The 16,212-nt window shown below is 67.1% G+C and carries 13 protein-coding genes; 7 read left to right on the forward strand and 6 right to left on the reverse strand.

All coding sequences use genetic code 11. From position 1 onward, the window contains the following. Positions 1 to 32: 32 nt before the first annotated feature. The 5 genes from G8760_RS02400 to G8760_RS02420 all read right to left on the reverse strand — a co-directional run bounded on the left by G8760_RS02400 (position 33) and on the right by G8760_RS02420 (position 6,661). Positions 33 to 518, reverse strand: a complete 486-nt coding sequence (locus G8760_RS02400; RefSeq protein WP_166346114.1) for a general stress protein — start codon at positions 516 to 518, stop codon at positions 33 to 35. Positions 519 to 613: 95 nt separating this feature from the next. Continuing rightward, on the reverse strand, positions 614 to 1,114 hold the full coding sequence (locus G8760_RS02405; RefSeq protein ID WP_166346117.1) for a GNAT family N-acetyltransferase: 501 nt from the start codon (positions 1,112 to 1,114) through the stop codon (positions 614 to 616). Between the two features lie 202 nt (positions 1,115 to 1,316). Next, positions 1,317 to 2,501, reverse strand: coding sequence for a hypothetical protein (locus G8760_RS02410; protein WP_207781936.1), 1,185 nt, complete (start codon positions 2,499 to 2,501; stop codon positions 1,317 to 1,319). Then, positions 2,498 to 3,922, reverse strand: a complete 1,425-nt coding sequence (locus tag G8760_RS02415; RefSeq protein ID WP_166346120.1) for a glycosyltransferase family 87 protein — start codon at positions 3,920 to 3,922, stop codon at positions 2,498 to 2,500. Before G8760_RS02415 ends, G8760_RS02410 begins: the two co-directional genes overlap by 4 nt. Before the next feature lie 96 nt (positions 3,923 to 4,018). Then, positions 4,019 to 6,661 (reverse strand): transglycosylase domain-containing protein, encoded by a 2,643-nt coding sequence (locus G8760_RS02420; RefSeq protein ID WP_166346123.1) that lies wholly within the window; start codon positions 6,659 to 6,661, stop codon positions 4,019 to 4,021. 185 nt (positions 6,662 to 6,846) lie between these two features. Here G8760_RS02420 and G8760_RS02425 point away from each other — a divergent pair, with 185 nt between their 5' ends. The 7 genes from G8760_RS02425 to G8760_RS02455 all read left to right on the forward strand — a co-directional run bounded on the left by G8760_RS02425 (position 6,847) and on the right by G8760_RS02455 (position 14,350). Next, positions 6,847 to 7,494, forward strand: a complete 648-nt coding sequence (locus G8760_RS02425) for a PadR family transcriptional regulator (RefSeq protein ID WP_166346126.1) — start codon at positions 6,847 to 6,849, stop codon at positions 7,492 to 7,494. Continuing rightward, positions 7,494 to 8,573: an inositol-3-phosphate synthase gene (locus G8760_RS02430; RefSeq protein WP_166346129.1), complete on the forward strand. Its 1,080-nt coding sequence runs from the start codon at positions 7,494 to 7,496 to the stop codon at positions 8,571 to 8,573. Before G8760_RS02425 ends, G8760_RS02430 begins: the two co-directional genes overlap by 1 nt. A 427-nt stretch (positions 8,574 to 9,000) precedes the next feature. Continuing rightward, the gene (locus G8760_RS02435; protein ID WP_166346132.1) at positions 9,001 to 11,979 is read left to right on the forward strand and encodes a sensor histidine kinase; all 2,979 of its coding nucleotides are present in this window, start codon (positions 9,001 to 9,003) and stop codon (positions 11,977 to 11,979) included. Further along, positions 11,976 to 12,371: a roadblock/LC7 domain-containing protein gene (locus G8760_RS02440; RefSeq protein WP_166346135.1), complete on the forward strand. Its 396-nt coding sequence runs from the start codon at positions 11,976 to 11,978 to the stop codon at positions 12,369 to 12,371. Before G8760_RS02435 ends, G8760_RS02440 begins: the two co-directional genes overlap by 4 nt. A 65-nt stretch (positions 12,372 to 12,436) precedes the next feature. Then, positions 12,437 to 12,799 (forward strand): DUF742 domain-containing protein, encoded by a 363-nt coding sequence (locus tag G8760_RS30715; RefSeq protein ID WP_166346138.1) that lies wholly within the window; start codon positions 12,437 to 12,439, stop codon positions 12,797 to 12,799. Further along, positions 12,780 to 13,376 carry a GTP-binding protein gene (locus tag G8760_RS02450; RefSeq protein WP_207781938.1) on the forward strand — a complete coding sequence of 199 codons (597 nt, stop codon included), beginning with the start codon at positions 12,780 to 12,782 and terminating at the stop codon, positions 13,374 to 13,376. Before G8760_RS30715 ends, G8760_RS02450 begins: the two co-directional genes overlap by 20 nt. A gap of 83 nt (positions 13,377 to 13,459) precedes the next feature. Continuing rightward, positions 13,460 to 14,350 carry a hypothetical protein gene (locus G8760_RS02455; protein WP_166346144.1) on the forward strand — a complete coding sequence of 297 codons (891 nt, stop codon included), beginning with the start codon at positions 13,460 to 13,462 and terminating at the stop codon, positions 14,348 to 14,350. An 82-nt stretch (positions 14,351 to 14,432) separates the two neighbouring features. Here the strand turns inward: G8760_RS02455 and G8760_RS02460 are convergent, their stop codons facing one another. Continuing rightward, positions 14,433 to 15,956 (reverse strand): CCA tRNA nucleotidyltransferase, encoded by a 1,524-nt coding sequence (locus G8760_RS02460; protein WP_166347884.1) that lies wholly within the window; start codon positions 15,954 to 15,956, stop codon positions 14,433 to 14,435. Positions 15,957 to 16,212 lie beyond the last annotated feature (256 nt).

Here is a 16,212-nt window from a genome sequence, read left to right on the forward strand (position 1 = left end):
TTGCCGGATCTCAGCTCTCAACCCCATGATCGTTATGGGAGTAGCCCGGCCTGCCCCAGCTCGATACGGGCCCGGTCCGTGTATCCACCGCGGGCGACGAGGTCGTAGCGCTGTGCCACGAGATTCTTGGTCGAGGAGAATTCCTGCCGTCCCGCCACGGAGACGGACGACGCGAACCCGAACGCCGCCCCCCACGTCGCACCCACCGCCGCCCCTGCCATCACGAGACCGAGCCAGGCAAAGCCAGGTGAGAACAGACCCAACAGCAATCCGAAGAAGAGACCGATCCCCGCCCCGGTGAATGCGCCGTTCAGTACCGCCCGGGTACGAGTCATCCGCCCCGTCACCCGCTCGACCAACCGAAGGTCGGAGCCGATGATGTCGAGGTTCTCCACGGGGAACCCAGTCTTGGACAGGTGGCCAACCGCGGCCCGGGCGTCGTCGTACACGGGGAACGATGCCACGGTGTTCCACGCGGCCTTGATGGGGTCGTACTGGGACGTCTCCGCATGTGTCATGGTGACCTCCTCGGGTGAAGACTCCCCAGAATCATCGCCTACTGACCTGAAACACCCCTGTGCACCACCTGTGAATTACCCAAGAAGGTCGACGCTCAATCACCGTCAGGTGCGGCGCGGCGTTGGTCCTGTGCCCCGGCATCCGGACCAAGCGGTTTTGCGAGATGGACGAGACGGCCTCCCACGATCATCTCGACCCCGGTCACGTCGTATCCCAGCTCCGCGTAGAAGCGCAGGTTGCGCACCATCTTCTCGTGGGTGAACAGCCGGACCTGGTTCAGGCCGAGCTCACGGGCCCGCGCCTCGGCGAAGGCGAGGAGCTGCCGCCCGATGCCACGTCCCTGCGACGACGGTCGGACGGCGACGTTCTCAACCAGAAGGGTTGTGGCCTCGGCGGTCAACACCAACACGCCGACCGGCTCGGGCTCGCCCGTGACGTAGACCCGACCTGCGGCGATTAGGGCACCATAGTCCGCGTCCAGCGGCGCCGGCCGGCCACCCACGATAGCCACCCACGGTTGGTACGCATCCTGCACGATCGCTTCGACGACGCGCTGCCGCCCGGGCTCGGCGAGCCGTACCCGATTCGGCATCATCAACCCTCCGGACGAGGCGGTCATAGCGGCCCCCGGTCTGCTGGCGCGGCCGGTATTCCGGCGCCACGATAGCCGCTCGGTGTCCGGCTCGCCACCAAGGAGATCACGGGGCTACAACAGGGCGGAGGGTGGGAGGGACCGTGGAGCTTGGGGTCCTGAGCAGGACATTGGTGGTGGACTGAGCTGAACCACCCGATCCGGGTCAGCCGGCCCATCGACCGGTGAGGAAAACCACCACCCAGACACACATGAGGGGTGCGCTCACCGCCAAATAGACCCACAGCACCCATCGCCGGCGGGCCGCCGCCACCCCCACCGCGATCCACAGCGGCCACCACAGCAGGGTGGCTCTCGGAACCGAGAAGAACCAGTACGACGTCGCGAACGCGATCACCTGAAGTCCAACCCACGTCGCCTCGCCCCAGCGCCGCCACCACACCAAACCCACCGTTAATGCGGCGCCGACCAGGATGGCGACGATCTCGGCGGCGAACATCCAGGCGAATCCCGGTGACTGACCTCCACCGAACGCCGCCCGCCAGGTGTTGGCCCACGCGTCCCAGGGCCAGGTGAACTCGCGGTTCCACTCCTGGGCTTGCGCGTCCAGCCAGGCCAGCCAGTTTCCGGTGAGGTTCTTCAGATAGATCATCCAGGCGCCAAGCGGAACCAGCGGCAGGAACAGCCATCCGAAGCCGGACCAGTCACGGGTGGTCCGGCGGGTGGCCAGCCAATGCACACCAACCGCAACCACCAGAAAGATGCCACTGACCCGGACCGTGCAGGCCAACCCGGCCAGTACCCCGGCAGCCAACCAGTGCCCACGGCGGGCGGCCAACCATGCCGGTAAGGCGCACGCGACGAACAAAGCCTCGGTGTAGGGCGCGGCGAGAAAGACAGCGGGTGGGGCGCACACCCACGCCAGCACGGCCAGCCGCCCGGCCCGCGGACCACCGTCGAGTGTGGCCAGCCGGCTGAGCGCGACGGCCGCGACGCCACCTGTGACCAGTGAGACGAGCAGGCCGGTCACCACGTGGGAGATGCCTAGCTGGGCTCCGAACCACAGCAGTCCCGGCAGCCCGGGGAAGAACGCCTCGTTGGGCACGCCCGTCGGTTCGCCCCCGTAGCCGTGTGTTGCGATGCCACGGTAGTGATGGAAGTCCCACTGGACCCACCGGTCCAGCCATCCGACGACGTCCTGCCCGTTGACGGCGAACAACAGGCCGGTCGCTGACGCGATCACGACAATCGAGACCCGGCTGAGTAGCCAGATGGCCAGAGCGTCACGATCCTCGGGGCGGTTACTCAGCCAACCACCGAGCGTCGCGCGGCCCCCTGCCGCTGGTGAACTGGCTGTCGCGGCCACCACTTCGGCCCCGTCGCGGCTCACCGGCGTGCCCGCCGCTGGCTGGCACCGGCACCGGCACCGGCACGACCATGGGACAACGGCGGCGCCGGCCCAGTCACGTATGCCCGCACGGGATCGTGGCCAGGCGCCTGGATATCGCGGACGACGAGGATCATCAGCCAAATCAACGCCGTCGTACGGATGAGGATCGACAACGCGTACACCTCCGCGGAGATCACCTGGTCTCCGTAGAAGCCAGCCAGGTACAGCCAGACCGCGATGAAGTAGAGCACCTCCGTGGCCTGCCAGATCAGCAGCTCGCGCCAACGCGGCCGGGCCAACGCGGCCAGCGGCAGCAGCCACAGCGTGTACTGCGGCGACCACACCTTGTTGATCAGTAGGAAAGCGGCCACCGCCAAAAACGCCAGCTGGGCCAGTCGCGGCGGCTCGGGTGCGGTCATGGTGAGGACGATGATCAGGCCCAGCAAGATGAGGCCGGCACCAATCGCCAGCCGATTGATGTCGTCACCGGCCGGCATCGAGATGCCGAGGCTGCCGTCCAGAATGCCAAGCGCATACCAGACCGAGCCGAACTCGGCCGCACGCTCGACGTTGAACTCGAAGAAGGTCGACCATCCTTGGGGAGAGTGCATGGCCACCGGCAGATTGACGGTCGACCACGACACAACGGCCGCCACCACCGTGCCACCCAGGCGGCGCAACGCCCGCGCCCGGTCCGGGTCACGCATAGCCACGAGCAATAACGCGCCCAGGATCAGCACCGGATAAAGTTTGGCCGCCGCACCAAGCCCGAGCAGGATGCCCGCCCACCCTGGTCTTTCCCTCGTCCACGCCAGTATGGCCAGGCTCGTACAGGCGACGGCCAGCAGATCCCAGTTGATCGCGAAACTGAGCAACAGTACCGGCGAGGCCGCCACCACCATCGCGTCCCATGGCCGGCGCGGCACCGTCCGCGCGGTAGCGACGACGATGACAATCGCCGACAGTCCCATCAGGATGACAGTGATCTCGTAGAAGCGGACACTCTCGGCCAGCGGCCGGTCTGGTGAATCCGGTCCGGTCACCGACTGGATGGCCCGGGCAAGCACCGCGGACCCTTGCATCACCGCCCCAGTGAGCACCGGATACTCAAGCTCGCGGTCGACGTACACGACCTCGCCGTCGGCCAGGCCACGCTCCCGGTACAAGAAGGGCACGTCGCTGTAACACAGCGACGTCCAGACGCTAGGGTCCTCGCGGCTCTCCCACGACTTCTCGTGGCACGGCTGGTTGGTGACGAATCCAACCGCCAGAACGAGACACGCCACCGCCACGGCTACCCGAACCGGGCTCCACCATCCCCCACCGACCAGTGCGTACCGCCCGACCGGCCCGCCGACCCACTCGCTGGCCGTGGCCACGACCGGGTCTTCGCGGCTCGGCTGGGCGATGCGCGGGCTCACGGGGCTGTGCGGGCAGGTCCGGGAGCGTGGGCGCCGGTGGGTCTCCATGGTGACTGGGTCTGCCGCTGGCCGCCCGTCGACCGCTCAGGACCGACGTTAGTCCCAGCCGTCGCCACCATCGTCCTCGTCGCCACCATCGTCCGTGCCGTCGTCACCCTCTCCACTATCCGTGCCGTCATCGCCGCCAGGGCCACCACCGGTGTCGCCGCCGGGACCGCCACCAGGGCCGCCACCGGGACCGCCACCAGGGCCGCCACCGGGGCCGCCGCCGTCATCGGTGCCGTCATCGCCACCTTCACCCCAGATGTCTCCGCCGCCGTCGTTACCGCCACCGTCGTTGCCGCCACCGGGGCCCCCACCAGGGCCGCCGCCGTCGTTACCGCCACCGTCGTTCCCGCCACCGGGGCCCCCACCGTCGTTGCCGCCGTCCTGATCGCCTCCGCCTTCGTCACCGTCGTCGTCGTCGCGTGGCGGGTCGGGGTCTCGTGGCGGATCAGGTGTGGGCTCCTCGGTGGGTTCCGGGTTGATCGGCTCGCCGACGTCCGCCCGTTCGGCGAACTCCATCACCTCTTCACCCTCGAGCGCGGCGGCCATAAACGCAGTCCAGATCCGGGCCGGATACGCCCCGCCGGGGAAGGTGCTCTGGCCACCAACACCTTGCAGCGACTCCGTACCACCGGCTTCGCCTTCACCGCGAATGAAAGAGACCGCTGCCGCCAACTGCGGGGTGTACCCCGCGTACCAGGCGGTCAATCGCTCATGGGTCCCGGTCTTGCCCGCCGAAGGACGGCCCAATTCCCGGGCGGCGTGCCCGGTGCCGTTCTCACCCTCGACGACCTGGGTCAGCGAGTAGGTGGTGTCGGCGACGACGTCGGCGTCGAACACCGTCTTCGGCTCTGGCTGGGCAGCGTGCAGAACATTTCCACCGCGGTCGGTGACCCGGCGCACCGTGTACCAGTCAGCCTGTCGGCCGCCGGCGGCCAGCGTGGCGTAGATCTCGGCCATCTCGACGGTAGAAACCTTGCCGATTCCCAACGTGACCCGAGCGTTGTTCTCCAAGTCCTCGGCACCTTCTGGCACTCCGGCCCGGACCAACGCGTCGACCACCCGGCTGGGACCCATCTGCATCGTCAAGTCGACGAACGCGGTGTTGACCGACCTTTCCATCGACTCGACAAGGTCGACAGCTTCGCCGTAGTCGGCATCGTTCTGGTTGTTGACCGGCGGGCCGAGCTCCGGTGGGTCGAACGGTGAGTTCCCCCAGTACCGGCTCTCCAGCGAGATACCTTCTTCGAGGGCTGCTATCAGCGTGAACGGCTTGAACGCGGACCCGGCTTGCTGTTTTCCATCGACGGCGTCGTTGAACGGTTGCTCAACGGCGTCGGGTCCGCCGTACATCGCGATGACCGCGCCGTCGTTAGGTATTACCGCGGCGAGTCCGATCCGAACGCCGTCGGCGTCCTCCGTGGGGCGCTCCTCTTCCACCGCCTTGACGGCCGCGTCCTGAGCGTCTTTGTCGAACGTGGTGACGACGCGCAGTCCACCGGTGTCGATCTCGGCCTCGTCCAGCCCGAGCGCTAGCAGCTCTCGGCGAACCTGCTGGAGTAGATAACCCTTGGCGCCGGCATACCGGTTGGTTCGCTGCTCGGGTTGGATCTCTGGCGGCTCGATGCTGGCCGCCTCGCCCGGGTCGAGCGCGCCCGTCGCCACCATGCCATTAACCACGTACTCGAAGCGACGCTCGAACCGCTCGGTGCTCTCCGGTCCGAGTGTGGGGTCGTACCGGCTCGGCGATGGCAGCAACACGGCCAGAGCAATACCCTCCTCCACGGAGACATCGCTGATCGGCTTGTGGAAGTACGATCTCGCCGCGGTCTGGACCCCATGCAGACCGTTCCGGCCGAACCATGACGTGTTGAGGTAGGCCGCCAGAATGTCGTCCTTCTCCAACTGCCGGTCGATCTTGATGGAGACGAAGAGCTCGTTGAGTTTACGGCTCCAGTTTTGGTCCTGGGTCAGGTAGTAGTTCTTGACGTACTGCTGGGTGATGGTGGAGCCTCCACCATCGATCTCGCCGCCGGACCGGACGAAGTTCAGCCCGGCACGGGCGATGCCGGCCATGTCGAACCCAGGGTTGCTGTAGAAGCCGCGGTCTTCGGCCGCGATCACCGCGTCGCGGACGTGGACGGGGATCTGGGAGAGATCGACGCTTTCTCGGTTCTCCGAACTGAACCGGCCGAGTTCGGTCTCACCGTCGCTGTAATACACGATCGTGGTCTCGGACAGCGCGAAGTCGTTGGGCTCCGGGATCTCTGTTCTGGCGTAGACGATGCCGATCCCGATGATTCCGAGGAAACAGAACCCTAGGAAGTAGAGGAACAGCGCCTTGATGCCGAGGAACTTCCGCCAGCCCCGTTTACGCGCCTTGCCATTACGGCCACCGCCGCTACGGCCAGAACCGCCATTGCGGCCAGCACCACCGTTGCGCCCGGGACCACCCGTCCCGCTACCGCCGCGTTCCAGGGCACCACGCCCGGCGCCGCCTTGACCAGCACCACCGGCACTTCCAGCACCTCGGCTCGGGCCGCTCCGACTACCTCCAGAGCGGCTGCCACCTTGGGGGCCGCTGCCACGACCACCGTCATTGGTGGCACCACTACGGCCTTTTTTGGAATGCGCCGCGTAGCGCCGGCGGGTGCCTCCGCGTGCGGCGTCTGTGGTGCGTTCTGCGTCCGTCACGTTCGCGTCTCGTCTGGTCTCCGGGCCGGTCCGTCGCTGACAGCGTGATCACTTACAGATCTATGTCAATGGGCCACGGTACATGGTCACCTCCGGACCCGGTGACACTCAAGGGTCATGGATGTACTATCTCGATGTATCATTTCGATACATCGAGACGTCAGTACCGAGACGGGAGTGTAGTCGTGGGTAAGCGTGCCGAAGCCTTGGAGCTCGCCGTCCTCGGCCTGCTTCACGACGGCCCGCTGCACGGCTACGAACTCCGAAAGCAGGTGAACTCCCTGCTCGGCTGGGGTAGAGCGTTCTCCTACGGCACGCTGTACCCCACGTTGAAAGACATGGTTCGGCGCGGACATCTGGCCGAGGACGAGACTGTGGATAGTCCGGGAGCGGCCCGCAGCGGCCGACGCAGCCGGATCGTCTACAAGCTCACTCCAGAAGGTAAAGAACACTTCGTCGAGCTACTCAGCGAGGCGGGTCCATCGTCGTGGGACGACGAACGCTTCGGCGTCCACTTCGCCTTCTTCGGCCGGGCCGATGCCGACACCAGGATGCGAATCCTCGTCGGCCGCCGGTCTAGGCTCCAGGAGCGCCTGGAGCAGTTTCGCTCTGCTCTGAATCGCACCCGCGAACGGCTTGACACTTACACGCTCGAGCTGCAACGACACGGCTTGGAGTCGGTCGAGCGCGAGGTCAAGTGGCTCGACGGCCTCATCAGCGCGGAGCAGCGCACCACCACACCAGAAGTTGATCATGCGCGGGGACAGGATCCCCGCTCGAACACCGGTTCGGGGCCGGATAACCCCAGTCACCAAGAAAAGGAGAAGAGCTGATGAGCTCGCTTCGGGTAGCCATCATCGGCGTCGGGAACTGCGCCGCCTCGCTCGTTCAGGGCGTTCATTACTACCGCGACGCCGACCCGGCCGCCAAGGTTCCGGGCCTGATGCATGTGCAGTTCGGCGACTACCACGTCCGCGACATCGAGTTCGTCGCGGCGTTCGATGTCGACGCCAAGAAGGTCGGACAAGATCTCGCCGACGCCATCGGCGCCAGCGAGAACAACACCATCAAGATCTGCGACGTTCCCCCCACCGGCATTACCGTTCAGCGCGGGCCCACCCTCGACGGGCTCGGCAAGTACTACCGCGAAACCATCACCGAAGCCGACGGTGATGCGGTCGACATCGTCGAGACGTTGAAGGCCACCCGCGCCGACGTGCTGGTGTGCTACCTGCCGGTCGGCTCCGAGCAGGCCGCGAAGTTCTACGCCCAGTGCGCCCTCGATGCCGGTGTCGCCTTCGTCAACGCCCTCCCGGTGTTCATCGCCGGCACGAAAGAGTGGGCCGACAAGTTCACCGAGGCCGGAGTGCCAATCGTCGGCGACGACATCAAGTCGCAGATCGGTGCCACCATCACCCACCGTGTGCTGGCTCGCCTGTTCGAGGACCGCGGCGTAACCGTCGACCGCACTTACCAGCTGAACGTCGGCGGCAACATGGACTTCAAGAACATGCTCGAGCGCGATCGCCTGGAGTCCAAGAAGGTCTCCAAGACGCAGTCGGTCACCTCCCAGCTGGCCAACGGCCTGGAAGACCGAAACGTCCACATCGGCCCGTCTGACTACGTCGCCTGGCTGGACGACCGCAAGTGGGCATTCATCAGGCTCGAAGGCCGCAATTTCGGTGATGCGCCACTCAGCCTGGAGTACAAGCTGGAGGTCTGGGACTCCCCCAACTCCGCTGGCATCATCATCGACGCGATCCGCGCGGCCAAGATCGCCAAGGACCGCGGAATCGGCGGGCCGATCCTGTCGGCGTCCTCGTACTTCATGAAGTCGCCGCCCGAACAGTACGCCGACAGTGTCGCGCGGGATCTCGTCGAGAGCTTCATCGCTGGCGAGATCGAGCGCTAGCCCGGCCGTTCAACCCTCCGGCCCAGTGATCGTTGCCGGATTTCTGCCCCCAGCCCCGGTGATCGTCGCCCAGATGGGGTCGCTATAGCGACCTGAAGCTGGCGACGATCACCGGGAGGTTGGGCAGAAATCCGGCAACGATCACTGGGGCTGGGGTAGGTTGAGCCGTGGTCGGCCCACCACGTACGCCGTCATCAGCAAATGCGTAGTTCGCCCCAGTTACTGGCACGTGGCATCGAGCGTTTGGCCCACTCGACTACCATTCGATTGTCCGGCTTATCGGTCGTCTATTGACAGAGCGGGTACGAGACAGCCAGCGTCGACTATTGTCCCGTGTCCTGTCGCCATGTTGGTCGGCGGCCGTGAGGGATCTCGCGCGATCCACGCGTGAGGTCCGGGGACGCCAGACCAAGGGAGGATAAGTTCGATGACGCGGACCGCGCGAGGCCGCCGGGGGACAAGCGCCGACCCGAAAAGAGCGCGTACCACCCAGGACTCCTCCGAGCGTGCCCAACCGCCACAGGCGGGTGGCCGCGAAGACTCCCGTCCGACGTTCTGGCACACCCTGCTCCATGACCGCAGCGTCCGTTCTCGTGTCGCTGCCCTCGTGATCGTGCCGCTGCTGGGCACACTCATCCTGGGCACCTTGTTCTTCAAGAACGCGTTGGACGACGCCGGATCCGCCGCCGAGGTCGAGCGGCTCGCCTCGGTCGGCATAGCCGCCACCGATCTCCTCCACCGGATCCAGGACGAGCGCGACATCAGTGGTATGGCCGAGGCCGACGCGACCGGGGTCAGCGCGGTGGCGGAGGCGCGGGACAACACTGACAGCGCGGTCCAGCGGTTCCGGGAGCAGCTCGGAGACGTCCGGTCCGCCGGCGGTGGGGCAGCCGTACTGGCCGACGCGTTCGAACAAGACATCGCCCAGCTCCAGGACTACCGCTCGGAGCGTGACGCGGCAGAACCGGCCTTCGACGCCGGTGGAGCCGCGGCCTACCACGAAGTAGCCGAGTCGGTCCGGGCTATCGTCACCGCCTCCGGCCTGGTGGTCGACGACGGCGAGACCACGAGGCTCATCAGCGGTCTGGACAACATCTCCCAAGCCGTCGAAGCCGCGTCCATGGAACGCGCGCTCGTCGCGTACCACCTGGACCCCGGAGAGTCGGCGTCGTCCGCACTCACCACCAGCGCCGTCGTCTATCGCGGCCAGCAGGATCTCCTGCTCGGACGTTACCTGACCAGCATCGACGACCCCGCCGTGGCCGACTCCGTCGCCAGCCGGCTGGCCGGGGCCGACGACCTCACCACCGACACCTTGGACGCGATCCGCGCCGGCGATGACGTCGGGCAGTCTCACGACGAATGGTTCGCCGCCGCCACCGACCGCCTCGATACGCTCCGCTCCGTCGAGAACGAGGCCGCCGAGAACGTCGTCAGCGAGGCTTCCAGCGCCGCCAACGGTGCTCGGATGACGGCCATCCTGAGCGCCGTCGCGGTGCTTCTAGTCCTAGGTCTCACCGTCTTCCTCACCGTCGTGGTCGCCCGCTCCATCGTCGGCCCGCTACGCCGCCTGCGAGGAGCCGCCGAGCAGACGGCCACCCACGACCTCCCGACCGTCGTCGAGCGGATCCAACGAGATGGCCCCGCCGCCGCGACCGATCTGGACTCGTCGAGTGAGGTCATCACCGCGGAGGGCGACGACGAGATCGGCGCGGTCGCGAAGGCATTCAACGACGTCCACGCGATGGCCGTGCGGATCGCCGGCGACCAAGCGCTGCTGCGCCAGAACCTCGACACCATCGTGGTCAACCTGTCTCGCCGGACCCAGTCGCTCGTCGACCGGCAGTTGGGCGAGCTCGAAGGACTCGAGCAGCGTGAGCGTGATCCTGATCAGCTCAGCGCCCTGTTCCGGATCGACCACATGGCCACCCGCGTCCGCCGGCACGCCGAGAGCCTGCTGGTGCTGGCCGGCGTACAGGAAATGCGCAAGCAGACGTCGTCGGCACCGGTATTGGACGTCGTCCGGACCGCCGTGGGAGAGGTCGAGCAGTATCCCAGGGTGAAGTTCGGTGTTATGCCCACCGATCTGGTGTCGGCCAACGCCGTCGACGACATCGCCCACTTGCTGGCCGAGCTCATCGACAACGCCACCGAGTTCTCCGCACCGTCTACGCCGGTACGCGTCACCAGCCAGCCCCTGCTGGGCGGAGGTCTACGCATCCAGGTCACGGACAGTGGCCTAGGAGTCCCCGCGGACCAGCTGGAGATGCTCAACCAGCGGCTGGCGGACGTCAGCGACATCGACGTCGCCACGTCCCGCACCCTCGGCCTGTACGTCGTCGCGCGGTTGTCGGCCAAACACGGCATCCGAGTGCGTCTCGAACCAGGTGCTTCCGGAGGCATGGTCGCCCAGGTCGACCTCCCGGCCAACCTCATCCACTCACCGCTCGACTCCGAGGTCGACCTCCCGGGCGCGCCGGCCACCAATCAGTACGACCCACTCACCGCTCCGGCCCATGACCACCTGTCCACGCCGTCACGTCCGGCCTACCCACCGCCGGAGCCCACCACGGACCCATTGGGCCGGCCAGCCGCGGCACCCACCCCTGAGCCCACACGTTTCTCGCCCGCGGCGCCATCGGCCCGGCCGGCACCCGAGCCACTCCACAGCGCACAGGCGTTCACCCCGGAGAGCACGCAGGCCTTGACCCCGGAGAGCACGCAGGCCTTCAGTCCGGCCACCAGCCCGGCCGAAAGCACCGGGCCCATGTTCCCCTCGGCGAGCTCCGACCAAGCACAGGGAGATTCGCCGATCTTCGAGTCGGTCCGCTCGGCCTGGTTCGGCGGCGACAAGAGTTCCGACTGGTCGAGCCCGGCCGACGCGGGCTGGAAGCGCGCCGCCGAGGTCCTCCGCAGTGCCGAAGAGGCAGCCGCGGCGCGCTGGAGCCAGCCACCGGCCCAGCAGCCCACCCAGCAGCCGGGGCAGCTTCCCGCGCAACCATCCACCCGTCCACCGAGCCACCGCCGGGCCCGCCCGCCCGCCGCGGGCACCGAGTGGCCGGCCAGCCCCAGCCCGTCCAGTCCGGCCGAACCCACGCGGGTCGACGCCAGCGCCCCCGCCGGCACTCCCGTCGGCACCGCCGGTGTCGCCGGCACGGCCGAGAATCCGGCGGTCAACGCAGCCGGATTGCCGGTTCGCCGACGCGGAGCGTCGCTCGTACCCGGGTCGATTTCCGAGCAACCAGAATCTCAGGCAAAAACTCGGCGGCCCACGCCTCCCACAAAGAGCGCGGACTCCGTATCATCCACACTGGCAAGCTTGCAGCGCGGTGTTGGTCGCGGGCGTCAGGAAACCGGTGGCTGGGTCCCAAAGCGGCCCAGTGACCCCGAGAGGAGCAGGCAGTGACGAACGGTACGAACGATGAGCTCAGTTGGCTCCTCGATCGCTTCGTCGAACGCACGACCGGTGCCGCGCACGCTGTGGTGGTCTCAGCCGACGGCCTTCAACTGGCCGGCTCGTCCGGTCTTCCCCAAGATCGGGGCGAGCAGCTAGCGGCAGTGGTCTCTGGGCTGGCCAGCCTGACGGTCGGCGCGTCGCTGATTCTCAACGCCGGCGAGGTCCAGCAGACCCTTGTCGAGATGGCCGACGGCTTTCTGCTGGTGATGGCGGTCGCCTCAGGTGCACACCTGGCCGTCCTCGCCGCTGCCGGCTGCGACCTCGGCCAAGTCGGGTACGAGATGGCGTTGCTGGTCGAGCGGGTTGGCGCCACGTTGAACCCGGCCGTCCGCGTGGGGTGACGGCTAAGGTGCCGAGGGATCCGGGGGGTCAGCCGACGTGATCGGAAGAGAACACGGGGACGACCATGCCGATACCTGACTCCGGCCGAATTCGGCCGTATCTTGCCACGCGCGGGCGCACCAGACCGGTGCAGGACATCGCTATCGAAGCCCTCGTCTCAACGACTCACGCCGGCCGGAATCATGGGATCGACCCGGAGCCGGAGCGAGACCGGATCCTGCGGTTGTGCCATTCACCGCGATCGGTGGCTGAGATAGCCTCGCTTGTCTCCACGCCTTTGGGCGTTGCTAGGGTGCTTGTCGCCGATCTTGAGGCCGAAGGCCTCACCCGCGTCGCAGATCCGCACGCGGCGTTCCACGGGTCGGCTGAGCCGGCTCGCGATCTGAGTGTGCTGGAAAGGGTGAGGGATGGCCTCCGTCGACTCTGAAATGTCTCGCGGGACACACGCCTCGCAGGACGCGCTGTCGGTGAAGATCGTGGTCGCCGGCGGATTCGGCGTCGGCAAGACGACGTTCGTCGGTTCGGTGAGCGAGATCGAACCGCTGCGAACCGAAGCGCTGATGACCGACGCCTCGTCGAGTGTCGACGATCTCACGATGTTGCCGGAGAAACGCACCACCACGGTGGCGATGGACTTCGGCCGGATCACACTGGCCGAGGACCTAGTGCTGTATCTGTTCGGCACCCCCGGGCAGAACCGCTTCTGGTTCATGTGGGATGACATCACCCGCGGAGCCATTGGTGCGGTGGTGCTGGTCGACACCCGGCGGCTGGCCGACTGCTTCGGCGCGATCGACTACGTCGAGCAACGCGGCATCCCGTTCCTGGTTGCGTTGAACGCCTTCGACGGTGTTCAACAGCACTCGGTGGAAGAGGTCCGCGACGCCCTGCAGATCGGGCCCGAGGTTCCGTTCGTTATCACCGATGCCCGAGACCGCGAGTCGGTGAAGACCGTTCTGGTGACCCTCGTCGAACACGCCATGGCGCTCGTTCAGCGCACCTGACCACCCGGTGCCCGGCTCCATGGCCGGGCACCTACCGCTCGGCCGCACCGGAACGGATGATCGTCGGGGCGCGTCCAAGCGGTATGCGTACTTCCCTGTGGTTGGTTCTCCCCCTCGCACTGGTGCTGGCCGCCTGTGGTGGAGGGGACGACGAGGCGCCCGTCGCGAGCAGCGATCCTGACCCCGACGGCGAGAAGAAGATCTACACCGGTGTCGGGACCGTGCTGGAGAGCCCTCAGCATGGTCCACAGTTGTGTCTCGGTGGGATCGCGACGTCCTACCCGCCTCAGTGTGGCGGCCCGGACATCGAGGGCTGGTCCTGGGAGGATGTCGACGGCCACGAGACGGCCAATGGCACCACCTGGGGGACGTACGTGGTGACCGGCCACTACGACGGCGCCCGGTTCACCCTAACCGAGCAGGCGGCGGCCGCGGCTGACACCACCCCCGTGCCGGGCGATCAGCCACCCGAGCCGGATTTCAGCACCCCGTGCCCTGAGCCAGCCGGGGGGTGGACCGTCGTCGACGAGTCGAAGGCTACTCAAGCTGCCCTGGACGAGACGCTCGAACGGGCCAGCGCCGAGGCCGACTACGCCGGAGCCTGGGTTGACCAGTCGATCAACCCGGCTATGGACGACGGTCTCGACGATGACGACGAACTGGCCATGAACGACCCGACGATGATGATCCTCAACGTGCGGTTCACCGGCGATCTCGACCGGCATGAGACCGAGCTTCGCGAGCTATGGGGCGGTTCTCTCTGCGTCAGCCAGGCGGAGAACACGGAGGCCGAGCTGCGAGAGATCCAGGAGAGCCTCGATGTCCCGGGGATGCTCAGCTCCGGGGTTGACGTGAAGTCCGGTGCACTCGAGGTCAGCGTCATCCTCGACGACGGCCTACAGCAGCAGTTGGACGAGCAGTACGGCACCGGCAAGGTCAAGGTCTACTCGGCGTTGACCGAGGTGACGTCATAGGTCCAGCACGTCGGCTCCAACCACCACCACACCCTATGACCACCGGCCCTCGGCCGGGCCTCGCTGGTCGGGCCCGGCCGGGTCAGGTGGAGTTTTCCGGTTGGCTCTTCCACCATTCGAGCAGTTCAGCCGCGGCTGCGTCAGGGCCGAGGGGCCCCCGGTCCATTCGCAGCTCGAGCAGATACCGATAGGCCCGGCCGACCACCGGCCCGGGTCCGAGTCCGAGGATCTGCATGATCTCGTTGCCGTCGAGGTCCGGCCGGATGGCGGCCAGCTCTTCCTCACCGGCCAACCGCTCGATACGGGCCTCGAGGTCGTCATAGGCGCGCCGAAGTGTCTCCGCTTTCCGTGGATTCCGGGTGGTGCAGTCGGAACGGGTCAAAACGTGCAGCCGGTCGAGCAAGTCACCGGCGTCACGTACATACCGACGCACCGCGGAGTCGGTCCACTGGCCGCCGCCGTAGCCGTGGAAGCGTAGGTGCAGCTCGGTGAGGTTGGCGACGCCGTCCACCACGGCCGATGGGAATCGCAGCGCGGTGAGGCGCTTGCGCACGAGTTTGGCACCAACCACGTCGTGATGGTGGAAGCTCACACCACCACCCGGCTCGAACCGGCGGGTCTTGGGTTTGCCGATGTCGTGCAGCAGAGCGGCCAGTCGGATCACCAGATCCGGGCCACCCTCGGGAAGCCGGTCCTCCAGCTCGATGGCTTGGTCCAGGACGGTCAGCGAATGCTCGTACACGTCCTTGTGCCGGTGATGCTCGTCGATCTCCAACTTGAGCGCGGGCAGCTCGGGCAGCATCCGGTCGGCCAGGCCGGTGTCTACCAGCAGCCGCAGCCCGGCCCGCGGCCGCCGGGTAAGCAGCAATTTGGTGAGTTCGTCCCGGATCCGCTCGGCGGACACGATGTCGAGACGTTCGGCCATATCCCGCATCGCCGAGACGACCTCCGGTGCGACGTCGAAGCCGAGCTGGGCGGAGAACCGGGCGGCGCGCATCATGCGCAGCGGGTCGTCGGAGAACGACGCCTCGGGGGTCCCCGGCGTGCGGATGATCTTGCGCCCGAGGTCCGGCAGACCACCGTGCGGATCGATGAACTCCCGCCCCGGGAGTTTCACCGCCATCGCGTTGATGGTGAAGTCGCGGCGGACGAGGTCGTCGTCGATGGTCTCGCCGTAGGCAACCGCCGGCTTCCGGCTGGTGCGGTCGTAGTTCTCCGACCTGTACGTGGTGATCTCGATCTGGAACCCCGACTTGATGGCGCCGATGGTGCCGAAAGCTTGGCCGACGTCCCACATGTTGTCAGCCCAATCGGCGAGCAGCCGTTTGGTCTCCGCGGGCCGCGCCGACGTGGTGAAGTCCAGGTCCTGGCCGAGCCGGTCCAACAGTGCGTCGCGGACCGAGCCGCCGACCAAGGCCAGTTCGTGCCCGGCGGCGCTGAAGCGCGCGGCGAGGTCGTCGGCCACCGGTGCGATGCGGAGCAACTGGCGTACGGCACGGCGCTGGGCCGCATTGAGCGCCTGCTGCTGGTCGGTCAACTCAGAGCCTGTCACGACCCACCAGCGTACGACGTTCGCTTCGGCGGCTCGGGATGGGTCGCGGTCCATACCGCGGTGTCGCACGGCAGCAGACTCCACTCGGCCACGCCGGTGCGATCGCCGGTCCGTCGATCCATGATCGTGTCGGCGGCCTATGCCGCCCCGATACCCCGCCGGCACCCATCCTGTTGTTCGAGGCGAAGGCACGGATCCGGGCTCGATGACCACCGCCTTGACGCACCCTCATGCCGCCTTTCGAGGCTGGCCGCGGACGGTTCCCAGGGGTCATTCCCGCCAATACCTCGGCCCGCCCTCTACCCTGGAC

It is taken from the genome of Phytoactinopolyspora limicola (genome assembly GCF_011320225.1).
Lineage (GTDB): Bacteria > Actinomycetota > Actinomycetes > Jiangellales > Jiangellaceae > Phytoactinopolyspora > Phytoactinopolyspora limicola.

What these genes read in the sequence shown, in the direction of transcription:
- G8760_RS02400 (WP_166346114.1), bottom strand. Translation starts at nt 518, where the DNA reads ATGACACATGCGGAGACGTCCCAGTACGACCCCATCAAGGCCGCGTGG.
- G8760_RS02405 (WP_166346117.1), bottom strand. Translation starts at nt 1,114, where the DNA reads ATGATGCCGAATCGGGTACGGCTCGCCGAGCCCGGGCGGCAGCGCGTC.
- G8760_RS02430 (WP_166346129.1), top strand. Translation starts at nt 7,494, where the DNA reads ATGAGCTCGCTTCGGGTAGCCATCATCGGCGTCGGGAACTGCGCCGCC.
- G8760_RS02435 (WP_166346132.1), top strand. Translation starts at nt 9,001, where the DNA reads ATGACGCGGACCGCGCGAGGCCGCCGGGGGACAAGCGCCGACCCGAAA.
- G8760_RS30715 (WP_166346138.1), top strand. Translation starts at nt 12,437, where the DNA reads ATGCCGATACCTGACTCCGGCCGAATTCGGCCGTATCTTGCCACGCGC.
- G8760_RS02450 (WP_207781938.1), top strand. Translation starts at nt 12,780, where the DNA reads ATGGCCTCCGTCGACTCTGAAATGTCTCGCGGGACACACGCCTCGCAG.
- G8760_RS02455 (WP_166346144.1), top strand. Translation starts at nt 13,460, where the DNA reads ATGCGTACTTCCCTGTGGTTGGTTCTCCCCCTCGCACTGGTGCTGGCC.
- G8760_RS02460 (WP_166347884.1), bottom strand. Translation starts at nt 15,956, where the DNA reads ATGGACCGCGACCCATCCCGAGCCGCCGAAGCGAACGTCGTACGCTGG.